Here is an 18437-nt window from a genome sequence, read left to right on the forward strand (position 1 = left end):
AATTGTCCCCATCCCGGGGACGTTTACCTGACCCAAAATGACTAACCCATCGCTCCGGTATTGCGAGCCTTTAAACTATTAAACTTTTAAACTTCACCCCATCTTCCTCACCTGTCCAACCCGATCCCTCACAAACCAGTCCATGAGTGTTTTACGCCAGTTCATGCTATTACAGCTTCCACAACGATCATATTCAACGCAACTTTGAGGAAAGGATAACCATTAAACTTAATTTTATGAAACGTTGGATACTTTCTGCCGCAATAGTTGCACTATCACTGGCATCATGTGATAAAGAAAACAGGGAATGCCCCGGCTCAACCGAGAAAACCTTTACAGCAACTGCTTTCAGCAAAGTAAAAGCCGGTGATGGATTTTATGTGAACATTGTTAAGGGCAATGAATTTTCAGTGAAGGCAAAAGGTTGCGAAAATGACCTGAACGATATCAATGTATCTGTCATCAATGGTGGTATTGTTGAAATAAAATACAGGAATCAGAAAAATGATCGTTATCGTGTCGATTTCACTGTCACCATGCCGATGGTTTACAGCGTCATACTTGACGGAGCAGCGAAAGGGACCGTTACCGGTTTCAAGGGAGACGACTACACAACAAAGATCGTTTTGAGCGGCGCGTCAGAATTGTCCATGAATGAGAATACCGCCTATACTCAGTTTGATATTTCAGGCGCAAGTAAGTTATTACTGAAAGGAGCAACGGAGACGCTTAAAGGATTTGCATCCGGAGCGAGCGTCCTGAATGCCTTTGATGCCCCCGCAGACGATATCGACATCGCAGTTTCGGGAGCCAGCAAAGCGAATATACACGCCACCCGTCTGCTTACTGCTGACGCAAGTGGTGCCAGCCAGATAATTTACAGGGGAAATCCTGTTCAGAAAGATCTGTCCACAAGCGGTGGAGGCAAGATCTCAAAAGAATAATCAGGCTACGATTTTTAGCAGGTGCAGTTAAGGTTGAAGTAAGCGAGCAGTCCCCGTTGATAATGTCAGACATTTTCGGCGCGGGACTGACCGCATAAAAATAATCCCATCTCACCAAAACTTTCCGGAACTTTACCAGATCATTTATTCAAAATCATCTCAAATGAACCGGAAACATATTTTTTACACCGCGATCTTTGCCGCGGGTTTTTCTCTCACTGCATGTAACAACGAAGACAAAAAACCTGAAGTCCAAACGGAGAACGTTACAAAAGAACCAAAGATCAAAGAAGAGAACATCTCTTATACGGGCGATGGTATTTCAATGAATGGCTTTGTTGCCTATGATGAGAACAAGGAGGGAGTCCGTCCGGCAGTGATCGTTATACCGGAATGGTGGGGCCTGAACGACTATCCCAAACACAGGGCAAAGCAGCTGGCAGAACTTGGTTATATCGCGATAGCCATCGACATGTATGGAAACGGCAAAACAGCGGACAACCCTGACTCTGCCGGTAAATATGCCACTCCATTTTACCAGGATCCCCAGATGGCAAAAAGAAGGTTTGACGCCGCACTGCAAAAGCTGAAGTCTTACAGCCAGACTGATACGGGCAGGATCGCTGCGATCGGTTATTGCTTTGGTGGTGCGCAGGTGCTGAACATGGCGCGTCTTGGTGAAAACCTCAAAGGCGTGGTCAGTTTTCATGGCAACCTGATGGGCGTACCTGCCGACAAGAATACGCTGAAAGCGGCAATCCTCATTTGCCACGGCGCCGCTGATTCATTCGTTCCCGCAAAAGAAGTAGAGCTGTTCAAAAAAGAAATGGAAAAAGTGGGTGGAAACTACACTTTCAAAGCATATGACAGCGCTACTCACGCATTTACAAACCCTGACGCAACCGAAGCCGGAAAGAAATTCAAACTCCCTATCGCCTATAACGCTGCTGCAGATTCAGCGTCCTGGCAGGATATGAAAGCCTTCTTTGGCAAGATCTTCCAGTAAACGACTCAATAATTCTACTGTATACAAACCAGGAAAGTCAATTCCTGGTTTTTTTATTAATTTCAGTTATCCTAAAACCTGCTATATGTATATTGCTCTTATTGTGCTGGTCGTTATTATCGTCTGGCTTATCTCCTTATACAACTCTCTCGTTAAGCTACGTAACCGCCGCCAAAATGCGTTTGCCGATATAGATGTTCAGCTTCGTCAACGGCATGATCTTGTACCTCAACTTGTGCAAACAGTGAAAGGTTATGCATCTCACGAAAGCGATGTACTGCTGCAAATAACAGCGGCGAGATCAGCTGCGGTCAATGCCAAAACCATCGATGAAAAGATCGTTGCAGAGCAACAACTGTCTGGTGCTTTGCAGGGTTTGAAAGTACAGGTGGAAGCTTACCCTGATCTTAAGGCAAACCAGAACTTCCTTCAGTTACAGGAAGAACTAAGCGATATCGAAAACAAACTTGCCGCGTCAAGACGATTCTTTAACGGCGCTACAACAGAATACAACAATACAGTTGAATCATTCCCGGGAAATCTTGTTGCCCGAAACTTCGGCTTTAAACGTGAACTATTTTTTGATCTTGGGAATGATTTCAGGAGGCAACTTGAAGAACCGCCGAAAATCGATTTCAAATCATAAGAAACCAAACATCTCACCCTTTTCAAACATCTACTATTATCAGCCAGGGCTCCTCTCCATACATTGGGTTGCATTCGCAGATCACGCGAAACAATCGCTATTCTATTTTACTGCTGCTGGCATTCCCGGCCCTGCTGCTGGCATTGTGCTATGCGATCATTCTTTATTCAACCAATGCAGAAATAGAATCCGCTAATATCTCCTTCATGGAGATCCTTCCATATGTACTGATGGTCACCGGTAGCTGGTTCCTGATCGCCTGGCTTGGACATTCAACGATGATCAGGCTTGCGACGGGAGCAAAATCGCTGGACCGTGCAACCAATAAGCGCGTGTATAATCTGCTGGAGAACCTCTGCATATCCGTTGGCATGAAAATGCCAAAGCTGTATATCATTCCAGATGATTCATTGAACGCATTCGCAAGTGGCATCAGCGAAAGAAGCTATTCCATTTCGTTGTCTTCAGGCATCATAGAAAAGCTGAATGATGAAGAACTGGAAGGTGTGATCGCGCATGAGTTAAGCCATATCCGCAACAGGGACGTCCGGCTGCTGATCGTCTCCATTATATTCGTTGGGATCTTTTCCTTTCTTGCGGAGCTTGCGTTCAGGGGCCTTCGCTTTACCGGAAGAAAAAGTGATAAAGACAGTAAAGGAGGAGGCGCCATAATCCTGTTTGCGATCGTGATAACCGCTATCGCCTACCTGATCTCCATCCTGCTCCGTTTTGGGATCAGTCGCAAGCGGGAATACCTCGCCGATGCCGGCGCCGCAGACCTTACAAAGAAACCTTATGCCCTTGCGTCCGCACTTCGCAAAATATCAGGCGATCCACTGATAGAAGCTGTCGAAAGCCGTGATGTGGCCCAGCTATTCATTGATAACCCAAAACCCTCTATCCACAAATCTGCTTGCTGGGATAACCTGTTTGCAACGCATCCTCCGATTGAAAAAAGAATAGCCCTTCTGTCCCAATACTAGCCACAGTATAAAAAGTAAAAGGAGGTCTCCTGAACGGAAACCTCCTTTTACTTATACGCTCTATACTCTTTGCCTTCGTTAATCTCCCAGCCTGAGGAATTTCTTTTTGATAACAGCTCCGTCTTCCCTTTTACCCAGGATGAAATACATGCCTGGAGGGAGTTTGCTGATATCTATTTTCTGTACCGTTGCTTTGATGGATTGCTGCATAACAACCAGTCCCTGTGAATTCGCGATATTGATCACTTTACCGATCCATTGCTGGTCATTACCCAGATCTATCGTTATATCCTGGCGGGCAGGGTTTGGATAGACAAGAGCCTGTGTTTGTTCTTCCTTTACAGGTTCCACCGGATCTACTGGTAAGGGGATTTCGGTGTAAAGCGGTTCGTCCAGGCCTTTGGATGCAAATAATGAGTAACGGACGCCTCCGGGTTGAAACAGTGCGAGCATCCGTTTCTTCTGGCCAAGGGTGAACATATTTACGCAGGCATCCTGTGTCTGGTCCATATAGTTCATATACATATCGCCATCCGGGCCATTATTACAAGACGGGCGGATCCCGGAGGGGCAACCTGGCGTTCCGGTAGCCTGCTGCGGCGTGTCGGCAACGCCATCATCCCCGCAGTACTGATCGCCCCAGATATGCTTAAGCCCAAGCCAGTGCCCTACTTCATGAACGATTGCTTTGCCTAATGCCCCGGTTGCGAGTACAATACCATCATTTACCGCGGCATCTCCGGGAACACTGGAATACCCTGAAATGAAACGGACATTACAGATCCAGATGTTGAGATAACTGGATGGATCCCAGGCGTCATCACCAGACTGGCTGGATAATTTCATCTTATCATCCATATCCCACTGAGTTCTGGCGGAATATTTCCTGACGATCCCATTCGTGGCCCGTTTCTGCGGATCAGAGCTCGCGAGCTGGAATTCAATTTCCGTATCAGCCGATAATTTCCAGAACCGGGCAGGCGTTTTTATCGTATCTGGATGCAGTCTGCGGAAACACAGGTTCAGTGTTTCGATCATGTTCTTAATTGCTTGCTCGCTAACATTCTCATTCTGTTTGTTATACAGAACGTGTACGACTACAGGTATGGTAATAACAGGCTTTCCCCGTGACGTGGTCTGGGTTGGAAAAGCAGCTTCTCCCTGAGTTTGTATGAATTGTTCTACCTGTTGGACAACATCCGATAAGACCGGGTTTGCCCGCAAGGCATCCTGCCGGTAATCAAACGAATAGCAGGTCGGTTGCGCAATTACAGGGCTCATTGCCACCAATAGCAGCATGATTCCTATAAATAAATTCCGCATGAGTGAACATTAAACATTGGCGCATAGCAATAAGCTACCACCAGCATTCACTGGATCTGGAAAACAATAAAAAGGATTTGGGAAATAAGGTATTCGAAGGGATATGATTTCGAAGGGTTGAGATTCTGGTCCAATGACCTCGGGTCAAATATATAATCTAAACCTGAAAGTTTTTAGAAAATCCCCTTCGTATTTCTACCCATATTGAGTCTTTCTTTTGTCCTTTTCTCATTGACTAACACTTTCCTCATACCTGGAACGTGAAAACACGTAGAATTACTAGCGCTAAAATCGTCGCATGTGGGTCTGGGACGGTCGTTTACCGGGTTTTGCTGCCGGTCAGGAGTGCTTTGCTGGTCAGCCGAAAGCTTATTTTTGGTGCCATCCTCCGTTCATCCTTCGCTGTTCTTCCCCGGCTGCCGGATAGCCAAAGAGGAGGTTTCGGGGAGGCAAAGAGGAGGCAAAGAGGAGGATCCGGGGAGGAATGACCGATTACCATGACTTTTCGGGCAGGTGGCCCCCGTGTTTGAGCGTTTCACCCACCATTTCACCGTTCTTTTTAAGAGACCCGGACAGACACATACCAGGGCAACGCCGGTAACAGCGGGAATACTAACGTTTTTTTGCTTTTAAGCATCCGGATTACAACGTAATTTCGCGGCACTTCAGGCCTCATTAACAGACGACAATTATGAAAAAAATCTTCTTTTTTACCACTATCGTTGCTCTCTTTTCAGCATGTACCAACGGTGATCAAAACGCAGGTGATGGCGGCAGCAAAACGGCCGACCCCGCTCCGCAGCGCAATTCACCAAAATCCATCAGCTACTCGATCCTGAATACCTATCCCCACGATACCTCTTCCTTTACCCAGGGGCTCGTTGTATATAATGGCGACCTGTATGAGGGTACCGGAGAGTACGGTCACTCCCATTTGCTAAAAACAGATATTACAACCGGTAAGATCCTGAAAAAGACCCCACTCGATGCTAAGTATTTCGGTGAGGGCATCACGATCCTCCATGACACGATCTACCAGCTCACCTGGCAGGAAAAAGTGGTATTTGCCTATACATTGAAAGACTTTAAAAAAGTTAAGGAATTCAGCATCAATACGCAGGGCTGGGGCATTACCACCGATGGGAAAGACCTTCTTGTGAGTGACGGCAGCAGCAATATCTATTATTATAACCCTTCCACGTTCCAGTTACAGCGTACCCAAACGATCACCGAGAACGGTAGCTTATCCTTCAATCTGAATGAGCTGGAATATATCGATGGCTTTTTGTACGCCAACCAGTGGCAGGCTCCTTATATCCTGAAGATCGAACCCGGCAGCGGGTCCATCGTCGGCAAAATCGACCTTACCAATATCTGGAACCGCGTCAAAGCAAATGACCCTGCTGCCGACGTCCCTAACGGGATCGCCTTCGACAGCACCACCAAAAAGATCTACATCACCGGAAAGAGATGGCCGGAGTTGTATGAGGTGCAGTTGGGAGAGTAAGGAGTGATCGTTGTCCGTTGTCCGTTGTCCGTTGTCCGTTGTCCGTTGTCCGTTGTCCGTTGTCCGTTGTCCGACACAAATTAAAAGAAGGGGGGTATCGTTTTTAAACGATACCCCCCTTCTTTTAATTTGTATACGAAGATGCAATTCTATTCCACCTCCCTTGAACTCCGGACAACGGTCAACGGTCAACGATCCCCCTTCCCTATTACATAAATCACCGAACTGCACTTCTTCACGTCACCTAAGGCTTTCAGGTTCGAAGTGAACCCGCTCCAGGCAGCGCCGGGCCAGTTGGTCTGGCCATTCTTGTACTTGCTGCTGAGAAGTGAAATATAAAAGCTGTCGTACCACATGGGTTTATGTTCAATTACTTTCAACCCGTTCTTCTGCATCAGCACCTGTATCGAAGCAGGAGAGAAATGATAGAGATGGCGGGGCACATCGAAGGCGGCCCAGTACTCTTTATAATCCTGTGCGTCTTTTGAAGTATAGTTAGGAACTGCGATAAAAAGGCGGCCTTTATCGGTGAGCAGATTTCTTAATTGCTGCACGTATGCATGCAGATCATGAACATGTTCCAGCACATGCCAGAGTGTAATGGCATCGAATTTACCTGCAGGCAGTTGATAGAATTCATTGATATCGGTGAGCTGCAGCTTGTAGTCGCTCAAAGCCACTGCTCTTGCATCAGCATCCGGTTCGAGGCCGGTGACCTGCCAGCCATGTTGCTTCATTTCGTGAACAAATGCGCCCGTACCACTGCCTACATCCAGCAGGTTACCCTGTTGTTTGCCAGTGGCAGAGATGATCAGTTTTCGCTTGGCGGCGAGGGTTCTTTTTCTTACGGCATGATAAATACTGTTCACAAGGCCCCTGGACGTGTTGGAATGGGAAATATAATTCTCCGACTTATAATAAGGACCTATGCTTTCCGTATCCGGAACATCCTGTGTAAACGCCAGTGTGCACGAAGTGCAGGCCACGATATCGAATAACTCACCGCTTACCGTATAATCTTTCGCCTTCCATAAGCTCCTGAAATCAGCAGCACCACAGACAGGGCATGTTGTATAATGGATCGTTGTTGCCATAAAGCATGCAAAATACTGAATGCTCGCTAATGAATGCTTGCTAATGGCCGGATGTTTATAAGCTCCCGTTCAAAAAAAAATCCTCCTTCAATAATGAAGGAGGATCGTATAATCAGGTCGATCGTCGTCAAAGACGGGTTTCAGTAAAAACAGCCCCCTGCTGCGTCTGTACTCTCTGCTGGTTGCCGGTGGAACTACCCAGTCCTGTTTGCATAAAATGCCAAACCAGGAAAGCGAGCGCGAGTATGGCAACGATCAGAGTAATGATCCATTCGTAAGATCGTTTCTTTTCTGCAGGCTGAAGGAATTCGATCATTTCCTCCGAAGTCTTTTCCTGCTCTCCCACCCTTACGGTATGTGCGGCTTTCTCACGTAATACTTTGGCTGCGGGAACCGGTTCTCCTGCGGGGCTATCTTTCAATTCGGCCTCAAAACGGATCTCGCCGGCAAGTCCTTTTGAAAGCGTACCGATGCCGGCCCATTGCATCTTTTTACCATTGACGATCTCGTTTTTCAGCTGGGCTGTAAACCTGCTGATCGTATCAGCAGCCTCAGCTCCGGGAATGCCGAGGAGATCTGCAAACCAGTTGAGCTGTTTCGCGGGAATGCCTTCATTTCCATGATGCAGTGCTACCGTATAGGAAGGTGGCTGGATCATCTTATTGGCAAAATCAAGGTCTGCAGGCTTGCGTTCAAGCTGGAACACACCCACTCCCGGGAGGCTTACCTGCCGGTGCAACACCAGATACTGATACAATTCATTGAACATGTTCTGCCTTTTTTAATCGAACGAATATATGATACCGCCGACAAAATTAAAGCCGTATACACGATATTGATTCCAACGCTGGTATTCTTTGTTGAAAATATTATTGAATTGTGTCCAGAGATTTACATTTTTGGTGATCCGGAACTCCAGCCCGGCATTCAGATCGAATGCACCACCCATTACCCCGTCAGTGCCATCCTTTTTGAGGTATCGTGGCCCCTTCCAGGCAAAGAGGTCAGTTTTGATCCAGAGGTCTTTGATCACCTGTAAACGCATCGCGGTGTTGAATTCAACCGGGATCATTCCCCAGGCTTTCTGCTGACCGCGGATGCCGGTGAACTGATTGAAGTTCAGACTTGCCAGCACGGAGAATTTCTCCTCCACATTGTACCCCAGTTCGCCACCAAGATTGAGTACGTTGACACGGTCAGCATACACTACATTGAACGATTTTCCATCGCCGGCTGCCGTTGTATCGTTGATGAATAGAGACTGGTGATTGAGCTTATTGAAGGCCACTTTTGCGCTGTAGGTAAAATGATCACCCAACGATCCTTTGAATCCCGCATAACGCTCCTCTATCCAGGTGTTACGCTGGTCAGTAGGCAGCCACAACCATGGGTTCTGTGAAGCAAGTGTCTGATAATTTGTTTTGCGCAGGTAACCGGTCCATCCCGCCTGGAAAGTGAAGCGCTGGTCATCGGTCCCAACTTCCGCCAGGATATTCGGGAACATCTTGAATTCGCCGTTATCCCATGATGGACGGATCCCACCCTGAAGGCGTAAGGTGGATGTGTGATACAGGACTGCCGGAGAAATATACCACATGTTATTGTTCACCCTTTCTATATTCTTATTATCAGGAGACAACCGGGTAAGATCGAAGGTCAAACCAAGGTTGATCGACACCTGGTCGCCAAGATTCTTTTGCAATGGCAAATCCACCACCGCATTGCTTTCATGATTCTTCAGCTTGTCGTTGAAAAAGCTCAGTGAAATAGTGGGCGAATAATCCAGACCGAATGCAGTACGATTGATATTATGCATGTTCACCCTGGCTGTAAGTGTTTGATAACTCACACGAAGTGAGTCATTCGGGTAAGACTGGGGCTTGGGTTCAAAGCCATACTTATAGGTCTTATCCTGCTTCATACCCAGGCTTGCATTCCATTCCAGGTTATTAGCGGATTTATAATAACCGCTCAGTTTTACGTCTGTATTGCTGAAGTCCTTGAACTCTTCTTTGCCCTGGGAAGAAACGTGTTTCGCATAGATATTCAATCCGGCATTTGTGCCGTCTCCAAAGGAGAACCCACCCTGTATGTACGGAGTGCGCAGGCTACCGAAGCCAGCTTTGATATAATTGCTGTTATTGAATTTGCCAATGGAATCGATCTGCAAAGCCAGTGGCTTCAATGATCCCGGCTGATAGGCAAACAGTAGGTTTGGGTTAGGTATATCATATTGCAGGCGCGGCTTTGCGGTATCGGCCACAGGCGGCGCAGCATTGAAATTGATCTTGGCCGAAGCCTTTAATTCAGGTTTGAAAGCGGAGGTGATATCCACCGATTTATTCCTGATCGTATCTCTCTGGGCTGCTGCAAAGATTGCAGGCAGCATTGCATTCACCAATAATATAATCCGGACGTGTTTCATCTTCATTTTTTATTGATTGATCATTGTCCTCCTATCTTGCTGCTTTTGCTTTCCTCGTCTATGGCCTGGCTGAGTTTTGACTGAGCTTCCGCTTTGAGGTTTGGCTCCACAGTATTATCTACTACGCTCTGGAATGTTGCTTTCGCATTAAAGTAATCTTTCTGTTTGAAGTAAATATCGCCCAGCAGGATATATGCTTTTGTGATCCAGAAATCATACGAACCGGATTTATTGATCACTTCAAATGCAGCTTTTTCAGCGTCGCTAAGTTTATTCAACTGGAACCATCCATTGGCAACGCCATAGCGCGCCTCAGCGGCGAGTGCTGATTTTGTCAGCTGTATCACAGATTTGAAACTGGCAATTGCCTGATCATATTGTTTGCTTAATTCGTAAGATTTTGCGATAGCCATATTGGCAAGTGCCTTATCATCTGTGCTTGCGTTTTTCTGCGTCGTCAGCTCTTTCGCATTGGCGGCAGCTTCAGTCCATTTTTGTAACTGATACTGGCTACGCAGTAATCCGCGCATTGCTTCCAGGCGGTTCTGCTGGCTGCTTGCCTCTTGTGCGAGTTGCCCGTAGTATTTCTCTGCCAGCTGATAATTCTTCATTTCGAAAAATTGAATGCGTGCGGCTTCGAGGATCGCGCGTTCAGCATATTTGTTTGGTGCCTGCGCTGCTACAGGTTCATAGCCCGCGAGTGCGTTCTTCCAGTCTTTCTTATCATTATAGATCTCTGCGCGGTAGAAATTCGCATCGATCGCATACGCGCCATTCGGGAACTTCGCGAGATAGTTGTTCAGGGACGTTAAGGCGGCAGAAGTATTATTGTTGCTCAGCTGTGTCTCTGCAGCTGTATACAGTAATGAATCCTCTGCGCTCACACTGATCGGCTTACCTGCCTGGCGCATGAAGTTCGAATATTCATCTGTATTGCCTGCCTGGATGTAAATAGTTTTTACATTATCCAACGCATCTTCTGCTTCCTGTGAATTGGGATATTGTGAAACCAGTGTTTTGTATTGTGCTAATGCCGCAGTATTGTTGTTCAGGTTGTAGTAAGCCGTACCGAGCTTCAGATAAGCCTGTGGTTTCAGACTTGCATTACCGGAACCTTTGATCACGTTATTGAGGAAAGGGATCGCCTCATTGAACTTTTCATCAGACATATAAGTATTCGCGATCTCCATATTGGCATCTGTCACCAGTGCTGAAGAAGGGAATTTCCTGTTCATCGTATTCAGCAGGCTGATCTTGTCTTTAGGGCTTTTGATACCCGAGATCATGGAGCTTTGGAACGTCGCATAATCTTCCGAAGGCCATGAATATCTGATCACGTTATCATACATCGTTTTTGCCTTTGCATAATTACGCTCCATATAGTAGCAGTCTGCCGTACGCAGATAGGCGTCCTGCGTCAATTCATCTGAACTGATACTTGCAGTTCTGGATAATGGCTCAAAGAAGTCCCTTGATGCGGCATAGTTTTCTTTTCTGAGGTAGCAGTATCCGAGGTTATAGCGGGCGTGGGTCAGGTTTGCTTCGCCGCTGGAAGGTGCGCCTCCGCTTACATAGGCGTTGTAGAATTTAATGGCATCATCCAGTTTATTCTGACGGTAGGCGATCTCTCCTTTCCAGAAATTGATCAGTGGCAGTACGCTGCCATTGCTGGGATCTTTCAGTGCTTTATCAAGCAGGGTATTTGCCTCGGGAAGCTGACCATCATTGATCAGTTCGGTTGCGCGGCCATACAGAATTCTCGGATAAAGACGCTTCGCATTGGGCGTCGGGTCTTTCATACCGTCCAGCAGTGTAATTGCTTCGCGATAGTTATTTGTATTCGCCAATACCGCCACCAGCAGGTCTTTTGCTTCGGTGATATAGGTAGAATTGGGATAATCTGTAACGAATGTTTTGAAGCCGTTCAATGCTTCATCGGGGAAGCCCAGTTCATAGGAAAGTTTTGCAAACTGGAACCGGGAGATCTCCTGCTGCTTTTTATCGCTGCTGTTGGATGCGCAGAACAGGAATGCGTTCCGTGCATTGGTCTTCTGACCTGTTTTCAGGTATGCATCTCCTAAAAGATACATGGCGTGCTGACTAAGTGTATCCTGTTTTCCGCTCAGCTGCCTGAAGCCTTCGATGGCTTTGGGAAGCTGATTCACCTGGTAGTAGCAATAAGAAAGCTCGTACAGGTCTTCGCGGCGGACCTTCTCCGATCTTTTCACATAATCCTCCAGGTAAGGAAGAGCTTTTGCATATTCCCTGGCTTCAAAGTAGGCATGCCCGATCATCTGTTTCATTTCAAGATCGTAGTACTGTGACTGGCCGGTCTTGATCTTTGATTCGGCATATTTCAGTGCTTCGTCCTTTTTCCCCTGTATATAATAGATCTGGGCGATATAATACGGAACGACTGTTGCGTAGTTCTTTTCATTCTCCACGATCCGGAAGCTTTGTAAGGCATCATTATACTGGCGGTCCCGGAAAGCGAGAAAGCCATAATAATAATTTGCATCAAGATAATTAGGATCGTCCTTGATGCTGCGGATGGTATTGAAAAGAGGTTTGGCCTGGGCGAATTGCTGGAGTGTGAAATAAGAATATGCCTGATGGAATTTCATCGTGGCGATCTCCTTATTGCTCAGGTTGGCGATATTCGCTGTTTCATAGCGGCTGATCGCTTTCTGAAACTCCTTGCGGCGGAAATAGTATTCTGCCAGCTGGTAGTTCATCATCTGAACACGGGCTGTATTCTTTTCCTGGGCGATATAGGCGATCGCCTGCGTTTCGGAGCTGCCTTCATCCTGCTTCAAACCACAGGCGATTGCGTAGTAGTTGATCTCCTGAACCGTCACAGGGTGATTGGCTATATCCGTCTCCTTCACCGATTGTTTTAACTCTTTCAGCAACGGATAAGCAAGGCTGTATTGTTCCCGCTGGAAATACTCCTTAGCTTCTTTGAATTTGGTGTCGGGGTCAGTGTAATAAGCTGTTTGTTGCGCAAACACTGCTCCGCCACAGATAGTGGCCAGGGCCAGTAAAATAGATTGCTTCATGAAGGATATCCTTTAAAAACCGTTGTTGACTAAACGTTGCAATATTCAAAATTATTTCAAGTTTTGATCCAAGATCATCTCAACAGGTGTGGAAAAGTCTGTTTATGAGAGATGTTTAACATTTTATTGTTGGTCAACTACTGGAATCGTTGTCCGTTGACCGTTGTCCGTTATCCGTTGTCCGTTGTCCGTTATCCGTTGTCCGTTATCCGTTGTCCGTTATCCGTTGACCGGGTTTAGCGGATACAATAAAGTTTATCGATCACGTTTGCAGACACCACGGTCAACGGACAACGGTGAACGGTGAACGGTCAACGGTCACCGATAATTCGTCACAACATTTTGCATAAATTGCACCCGACACCAAAATCAATCGTTCTTTATGAAAAAACTATTCAGCACAAACTATTCTGATGGGGCGTTCAACTTCTCTTTGCTGTTGCTTCGGGTGGCTGCCGGTGCCATGATGATACCGCACGGGTATGGGAAATTGATGAAGTTTAGCAAAATGTCTGCAAAGTTTTCAGATCCCTTTCATATTGGTAGCACGCTTTCGCTGTCCCTGACAATTTTTGCGGAGTTTTTTTGTGCAGCACTGATCATTTTAGGGCTGCTGACGCGCTTTGCCTGTATTCCCCTGATCATTGCGATGTCAGTAGCTGTATTTATAGCACATAAGGGACAAATATTCGGTGACGGAGAAACAGCGGCATTATACCTGACGATCTTCGTGGGAATTCTTTTTGTTGGCCCGGGCCGCTTTAGTGTTGATGCGATGATCGGAAAATAATTGTAAAATGTTTGTTACAGAATCAAAGGTCAGGGTTCGCTACGCCGAGACAGACCAGATGGGCGTGGTTTATCACGGTCATTATTTCCAGTATTTTGAAGTAGCCCGTGCGGAAGCGATCCGCGAACTGGGTTTCACTTACGCAGATATGGAGAAAATGGGCACGATCATGCCTGTGATCGAAGTACAGTGCCGGTATTTGCGGCCGGCATTGTATGACGACCTGCTGACGGTCAGGGTTATACTGAAAGAATTGCCTGCCCATCATAAAATAGAATTCCACCAGGAAGTGTACAATGAAAAAGGCGAATTGCTCGTTACGGGTAAAGTGATCCTATATTTTATGGAAGCGAAGACGATGAAACGGTCGTCCATGCCGGAAAAATTACAGGAAAAACTTCAGCCTTTTTTTTACTAATTTTAAGCGATGGAGCATAATCCAATATCCACCCACGGAATTCCTGAAGAACAACCGATCGCTTCTGCTGCGGCTGAAGTAACTTATCCGCCAAAATTTACGCGGGAGAAAAAGCCGGTCAATGTCTGGCTGCAATCCGCCGTAAGCCTGGCCGCCTATCTCGTTCTCGGTTATTACATTTTCAATAGCTACAAAATGCTGCTCGTGGTCACGGGTATTGTGCTCATGCATGAGCTCGGGCATTTTTTTGCGATGAAATATTACCGTTACCGGGATCTTGGCATTTTCTTTATTCCTCTGCTCGGCGCATATGTATCGGGATCAAAAAGAGAGGTTTCGCAAAAGCAATCGGCGGTGATATTACTGGCGGGTCCATTACCCGGTATGATCCTCGGCATCGGTTTTTTATTGCTGGAACAGTACACACAGCAATCTTACTTTCCGTTCAATGTAGCACTTTCACAGATCGCGGCATTCCTCATTTTCCTGAACCTGATCAACCTGTTGCCCATTTATCCGCTCGACGGAGGGCAATTGCTTAACCGGGTCTTCCTGGATGAGGATGGCATTTTAAGCAAGATCTTTGTCTTCGTTTCGATCGCCCTGATGTGCCTTGCCGCATGGAAGATCCATTACATTCTTCTGATTTTCCCGGTAATGATGCTTTTACGGTTGAGGGGAGATTCGCAAATGAATACGCTCGACAAGCGGATCGATGAATCTGATATCAATGCAGATGTTTCCTACGAAGAAATGTCTGATAGAGACTATTGGGAAATGCGTAAGATCCTGATCGAGGAACACGCGGATTTTAAAAATCTGAACCCCGGGCCTCCATATCAATACAGCGAAAGAGAAGAAAAAGTAATGACCACGATACAGAGTCTGCTGCACCGCCACCTGATCCAGGACGTATCGATCGCGGGCAAGATCTTTATCTTCCTTATATGGGTGGCCGCACTGGCTTCTCCCTGGCTGATCGAAATGGACCTGAGCGCCTTCAGCAAGTTTGGCTTTTAGCAGATCATTTCAGTACGTCCAGCACTTTATACATTTTATTCACCAGCGATGATGCTGTGCCGCTGTAGTTGTTCACCAGGAAAGAAAAGATGTATTCATTGCCATCCTTTGCTTTGTGATAACCGCAGAAGCCTTTCGCCCCGCTGATGGTTCCGCTTTTCATCTTCATGGCGTTGTATTCCGGTAGCGCAGCATAGAAAGAGGGATACCATGATCTTGCTTTCGCATAGTGGAGAATAGTCACCTGTGCGTGAGTGGTTACCCGGTTCAACGGAGAGAGCCCGGAACCATCCACCATATTCAGCTCTTCATCGTCAAGTCCCTTTTCTTTCCAGAATGAACGAAGGATCTTAATTCCTTCACGCGTATATCCTTTCTTATTCTTCTCGAAACCGATCGTTTTGATGAGTGCTTCACCATAGAGATTGATACTTTTCTTATTGAACCAGTAAATGATGGAGTCAAGTGGCGGAGAAACTTCCTCATGGAGATAAACCACACCTGTGCCGGGTTTGGCAATAAAATCTTCAAGACCTGCTGCTTCATATCCGTTCTTAGTCGTACGAAAAAACAAACTTTTGAATTCACTGAAAGGGTTTAACATCGACCCTGAGATCCTGAATGCTGATTCTCCGGCGGGAATGGTTCCTTTCACCACAGAGCCGGCAATCGTTCCATATTTTGCATAGCGTTCACCGGGTTTGTAGATGTAGGCATTATCACCTGATCCTTTAGGGCCGGCAGTTGCCATAGAGAAGACCGTATCTGCGTAAAGCCTGGGTTCGGTTTTCACTACTTCAACGGGATCGCCGGTATTGGGGCCTGCTTTTAGTATAAGATCATACTGATTCTCCCGCCAGTTCAAACTACCCGCACCGGCACCGTAATAGTTACCGATATCCTGCCAGATCCAGCCGTCCGGAGTACCTGTATCGCTCCAACCTGTTGTATCAAAGCGGACATTGCGTATGGTTGATGCATTCACCCCGATAGCTTTCTTTATCCGGTTTGTCACTTGCTCTTCTTTGGTGTTTTCCCAGCGCCAGCTACCAAGGGTTGGATCGCCTGAACCTTTCACATACAACACCTGTCCTTCAGGTACGACAGTGACACCAAAATTTGTTTTATACCGGTAATCTTTCCCAAGTAGCTCAAATGCCGTAACGCTGGTAATGATCTTCTGTGTGGACGCCGGAGCGAGCCCAATCTGACTATTCCTGTCGAATACAACCTTTCCGGTTTTTGCATCTATGACATACAATGAAACCAATGCGTGTTTCACCTGATCATCTGATTCAAATTGCCGGAAAGCATCCTGTACATGCGTTGTTGTGTTTTGCCCAAAAACTGTTGAGGAAATCATCAGCAAACTCATGTAGAAAAACATCCTTTTCACGTTGGAACACATTTGATGGATCATGGTTTATAACTAGGTTTGAAATACAATGCCGTTTAGTTAAGATATCTTTCTACAGTAGCTCGATGGCCGATGACTGATGGCCGATTGCAGCATTTGTATGGAAGCTATTGCTGCTAGTTGGTATGGGGTATCTCGATTAATAGGTATATGTTTTTTGATATCGGCCATCGAATAAACTTTCGGGAAATTCCGTAACTAAACCACATTAGAATGAAATATGGAAAATGAAGTTAAAGAACCGCCGCCAATATACAACAGGATGAAGCCGATGAATACCTGGCGAGGGAGCGCGCCGCGGAAACAAAGCATCTGCCGAGAGTTGCTGCCGGAAAATGAGAAATTTGACACATTATTAAACCCGTCATTGCTTTTTGAAATACTGTCTCCGTCGGCACGAAAGGCTGATAAAGATAACAGCCGCAAAATGACCTGATTTCTTTATCAAACCCCTGTAACTTTGCCACAAAATCATCTCACTTGGGTAATACAATCAATGCATCTATTATCACGATAGGCGATGAATTGCTGATCGGGCAAACAATAGACACGAATAGCGCCTTCATCGGGCAGGAATTAAACAAAATAGGCATCTGGGTGCGCCGCCGCGTTGCCGTTGGTGATGTATGGGACGATATCGTAAATGCGCTGGATGAAGAAAGCCGGATATCGAAACTGATCATCATCACCGGCGGACTTGGACCGACTGCGGATGATATCACCAAGCCCTTACTGGCGGAATATTTCGGAGGCAAGCTTGTGGTCGATGAAAACGTGCTGGCCCATGTAAAATATTTGTTTGAAAAAGTTTACCGCCGCCCCGGTCCGATCCTGGAACGAAACCTGAAACAGGCGGAAGTTCCGGACGTGGCAACGGTCCTGCACAATACCTGGGGCTCGGCGCCCGGCATGCTGTTCAAAAAGAATGATGCCATCTTTATTTCGCTCCCTGGCGTACCTCATGAGATGAAAGGGCTGATGCAGGAACAGGTGATCCCCTACCTCCTTCAGCACATGGTGCTACAGGCGATCGTACATCGCACCGCGTTTACTTTCGGACAGGGAGAATCCATGATCGCAGAAAAACTGGTCGATTTTGAAGCCAGCCTTCCGGCACATATCAAACTGGCATACCTGCCGGGTTATGGAATGGTAAAATTGAGACTGACCTCCAAAGGGCCTGATAAGGAACTGGTTGAAAAAGAGCTACTACCCTATTTCGAAGAGCTCAAAACAAGGGTGAGCGAATTTCTTGTTTCCGGTGAAGATGAGCCACTGGAAGTAGTAATAGGTAAAATCCTGTCGGAGCGCAATCAGACCGTTGCAACTGCCGAAAGTTGTACGGGAGGTTATATCGCACATCTTATTACAAGTGTAGCGGGTTCCTCCGCGCATTACAAAGGAAGTGTTGTTAGCTATGCCAATGCCGTTAAACAGGATCTTCTTCATGTAAACGAAGAAACGCTTAGACAATTTGGCGCTGTAAGTCAGGAAACGGTAAAGGAAATGGCTGCCGGAGCTTTACAGGAATTGAAAACAGACTATGCACTGGCCATTTCCGGGATCATGGGCCCCGGCGGGGGAAGTGAGGAAAAGCCTGTCGGCACCGTTTGGATCGCTGTGGCGGGCAGGGGAAATGTTATCACCCACAAGCTGAACCTGCGGTTCGACCGGCAGCGGAACATCATGATGGCAACCGCTAACGCATTGAACCTGCTGCGGAAATTTATTCTGACTAACACCTGATCGGTTGATTATTTTCAATTCATTACCTTTGGCCGGTCATCATTGCTTGCCTGTTTTAC

The 18437-nt window shown here is 46.6% G+C and carries 15 protein-coding genes; 9 read left to right on the forward strand and 6 right to left on the reverse strand.

What is annotated here, in order from left to right:
* Positions 1–236 precede the first annotated feature (236 nt).
* The 4 genes from LZZ85_RS23945 (at position 237) to LZZ85_RS23960 (ending at position 3579) form a co-directional block, all read left to right on the forward strand.
* Entirely contained in the window at positions 237–944 is a 708-nt protein-coding gene (locus LZZ85_RS23945) for a head GIN domain-containing protein (protein ID WP_237876072.1), read from the forward strand.
* Between the two features lie 163 nt (positions 945–1107).
* Complete coding sequence (locus tag LZZ85_RS23950; RefSeq protein WP_237876074.1) at positions 1108–1950, forward strand: dienelactone hydrolase family protein; 843 nt, start codon at positions 1108–1110, stop codon at positions 1948–1950.
* Between the two features lie 85 nt (positions 1951–2035).
* Positions 2036–2596 (forward strand): LemA family protein, encoded by a 561-nt coding sequence (locus LZZ85_RS23955; protein ID WP_237876076.1) that lies wholly within the window; start codon positions 2036–2038, stop codon positions 2594–2596.
* Positions 2597–2664: 68 nt separating this feature from the next.
* Positions 2665–3579: a M48 family metallopeptidase gene (locus LZZ85_RS23960; protein ID WP_237876078.1), complete on the forward strand. Its 915-nt coding sequence runs from the start codon at positions 2665–2667 to the stop codon at positions 3577–3579.
* A gap of 78 nt (positions 3580–3657) precedes the next feature.
* On the opposite strand, the gene LZZ85_RS23965 is transcribed toward LZZ85_RS23960, so the two are convergent.
* Complete coding sequence (locus LZZ85_RS23965; RefSeq protein WP_237876080.1) at positions 3658–4902, reverse strand: T9SS type A sorting domain-containing protein; 1245 nt, start codon at positions 4900–4902, stop codon at positions 3658–3660.
* A 691-nt stretch (positions 4903–5593) separates the two neighbouring features.
* Between LZZ85_RS23965 and LZZ85_RS23970 the strand changes: the two genes are divergently transcribed.
* Positions 5594–6409, forward strand: a complete 816-nt coding sequence (locus LZZ85_RS23970) for a glutaminyl-peptide cyclotransferase (protein ID WP_237876082.1) — start codon at positions 5594–5596, stop codon at positions 6407–6409.
* 188 nt (positions 6410–6597) lie between these two features.
* On the opposite strand, the gene LZZ85_RS23975 is transcribed toward LZZ85_RS23970, so the two are convergent.
* The 4 genes from LZZ85_RS23975 to LZZ85_RS23990 form a co-directional block, all read right to left on the reverse strand.
* The gene (locus LZZ85_RS23975; protein ID WP_237876085.1) at positions 6598–7503 is read right to left on the reverse strand and encodes a class I SAM-dependent methyltransferase; all 906 of its coding nucleotides are present in this window, start codon (positions 7501–7503) and stop codon (positions 6598–6600) included.
* A gap of 127 nt (positions 7504–7630) precedes the next feature.
* Positions 7631–8272 (reverse strand): hypothetical protein, encoded by a 642-nt coding sequence (locus LZZ85_RS23980; RefSeq protein WP_237876086.1) that lies wholly within the window; start codon positions 8270–8272, stop codon positions 7631–7633.
* A gap of 12 nt (positions 8273–8284) precedes the next feature.
* On the reverse strand, positions 8285–9928 hold the full coding sequence (locus LZZ85_RS23985; protein ID WP_237876088.1) for a TonB-dependent receptor: 1644 nt from the start codon (positions 9926–9928) through the stop codon (positions 8285–8287).
* Between the two features lie 20 nt (positions 9929–9948).
* Positions 9949–12987, reverse strand: coding sequence for a tetratricopeptide repeat protein (locus tag LZZ85_RS23990; protein WP_237876090.1), 3039 nt, complete (start codon positions 12985–12987; stop codon positions 9949–9951).
* Positions 12988–13369: 382 nt separating this feature from the next.
* Between LZZ85_RS23990 and LZZ85_RS23995 the strand changes: the two genes are divergently transcribed.
* The 3 genes from LZZ85_RS23995 to LZZ85_RS24005 are packed head-to-tail and all read left to right on the forward strand — an operon-like array spanning position 13370 to position 15215.
* Entirely contained in the window at positions 13370–13777 is a 408-nt protein-coding gene (locus tag LZZ85_RS23995; RefSeq protein WP_237876092.1) for a DoxX family protein, read from the forward strand.
* A 7-nt stretch (positions 13778–13784) separates the two neighbouring features.
* Positions 13785–14195, forward strand: a complete 411-nt coding sequence (locus tag LZZ85_RS24000) for an acyl-CoA thioesterase (RefSeq protein WP_237876094.1) — start codon at positions 13785–13787, stop codon at positions 14193–14195.
* 9 nt (positions 14196–14204) lie between these two features.
* Positions 14205–15215 carry a site-2 protease family protein gene (locus LZZ85_RS24005; protein ID WP_237876095.1) on the forward strand — a complete coding sequence of 337 codons (1011 nt, stop codon included), beginning with the start codon at positions 14205–14207 and terminating at the stop codon, positions 15213–15215.
* 4 nt (positions 15216–15219) lie between these two features.
* Here the strand turns inward: LZZ85_RS24005 and dacB are convergent, their stop codons facing one another.
* Entirely contained in the window at positions 15220–16602 is a 1383-nt protein-coding gene (dacB, locus tag LZZ85_RS24010) for a D-alanyl-D-alanine carboxypeptidase/D-alanyl-D-alanine endopeptidase (protein ID WP_237876150.1), read from the reverse strand.
* A 510-nt stretch (positions 16603–17112) separates the two neighbouring features.
* On the opposite strand from dacB, the gene LZZ85_RS24015 reads away from it, so the two are divergent.
* A complete protein-coding gene (locus LZZ85_RS24015) occupies positions 17113–18378 on the forward strand; it encodes a competence/damage-inducible protein A (RefSeq protein WP_237876097.1) in 1266 nt (421 codons plus the stop codon).
* The last annotated feature ends 59 nt before the right edge of the window (positions 18379–18437 follow it).

It is taken from the genome of Terrimonas ginsenosidimutans, from assembly GCF_022012415.1.
Taxonomy (GTDB): Bacteria; Bacteroidota; Bacteroidia; order Chitinophagales; family Chitinophagaceae; genus Terrimonas_A; species Terrimonas_A ginsenosidimutans.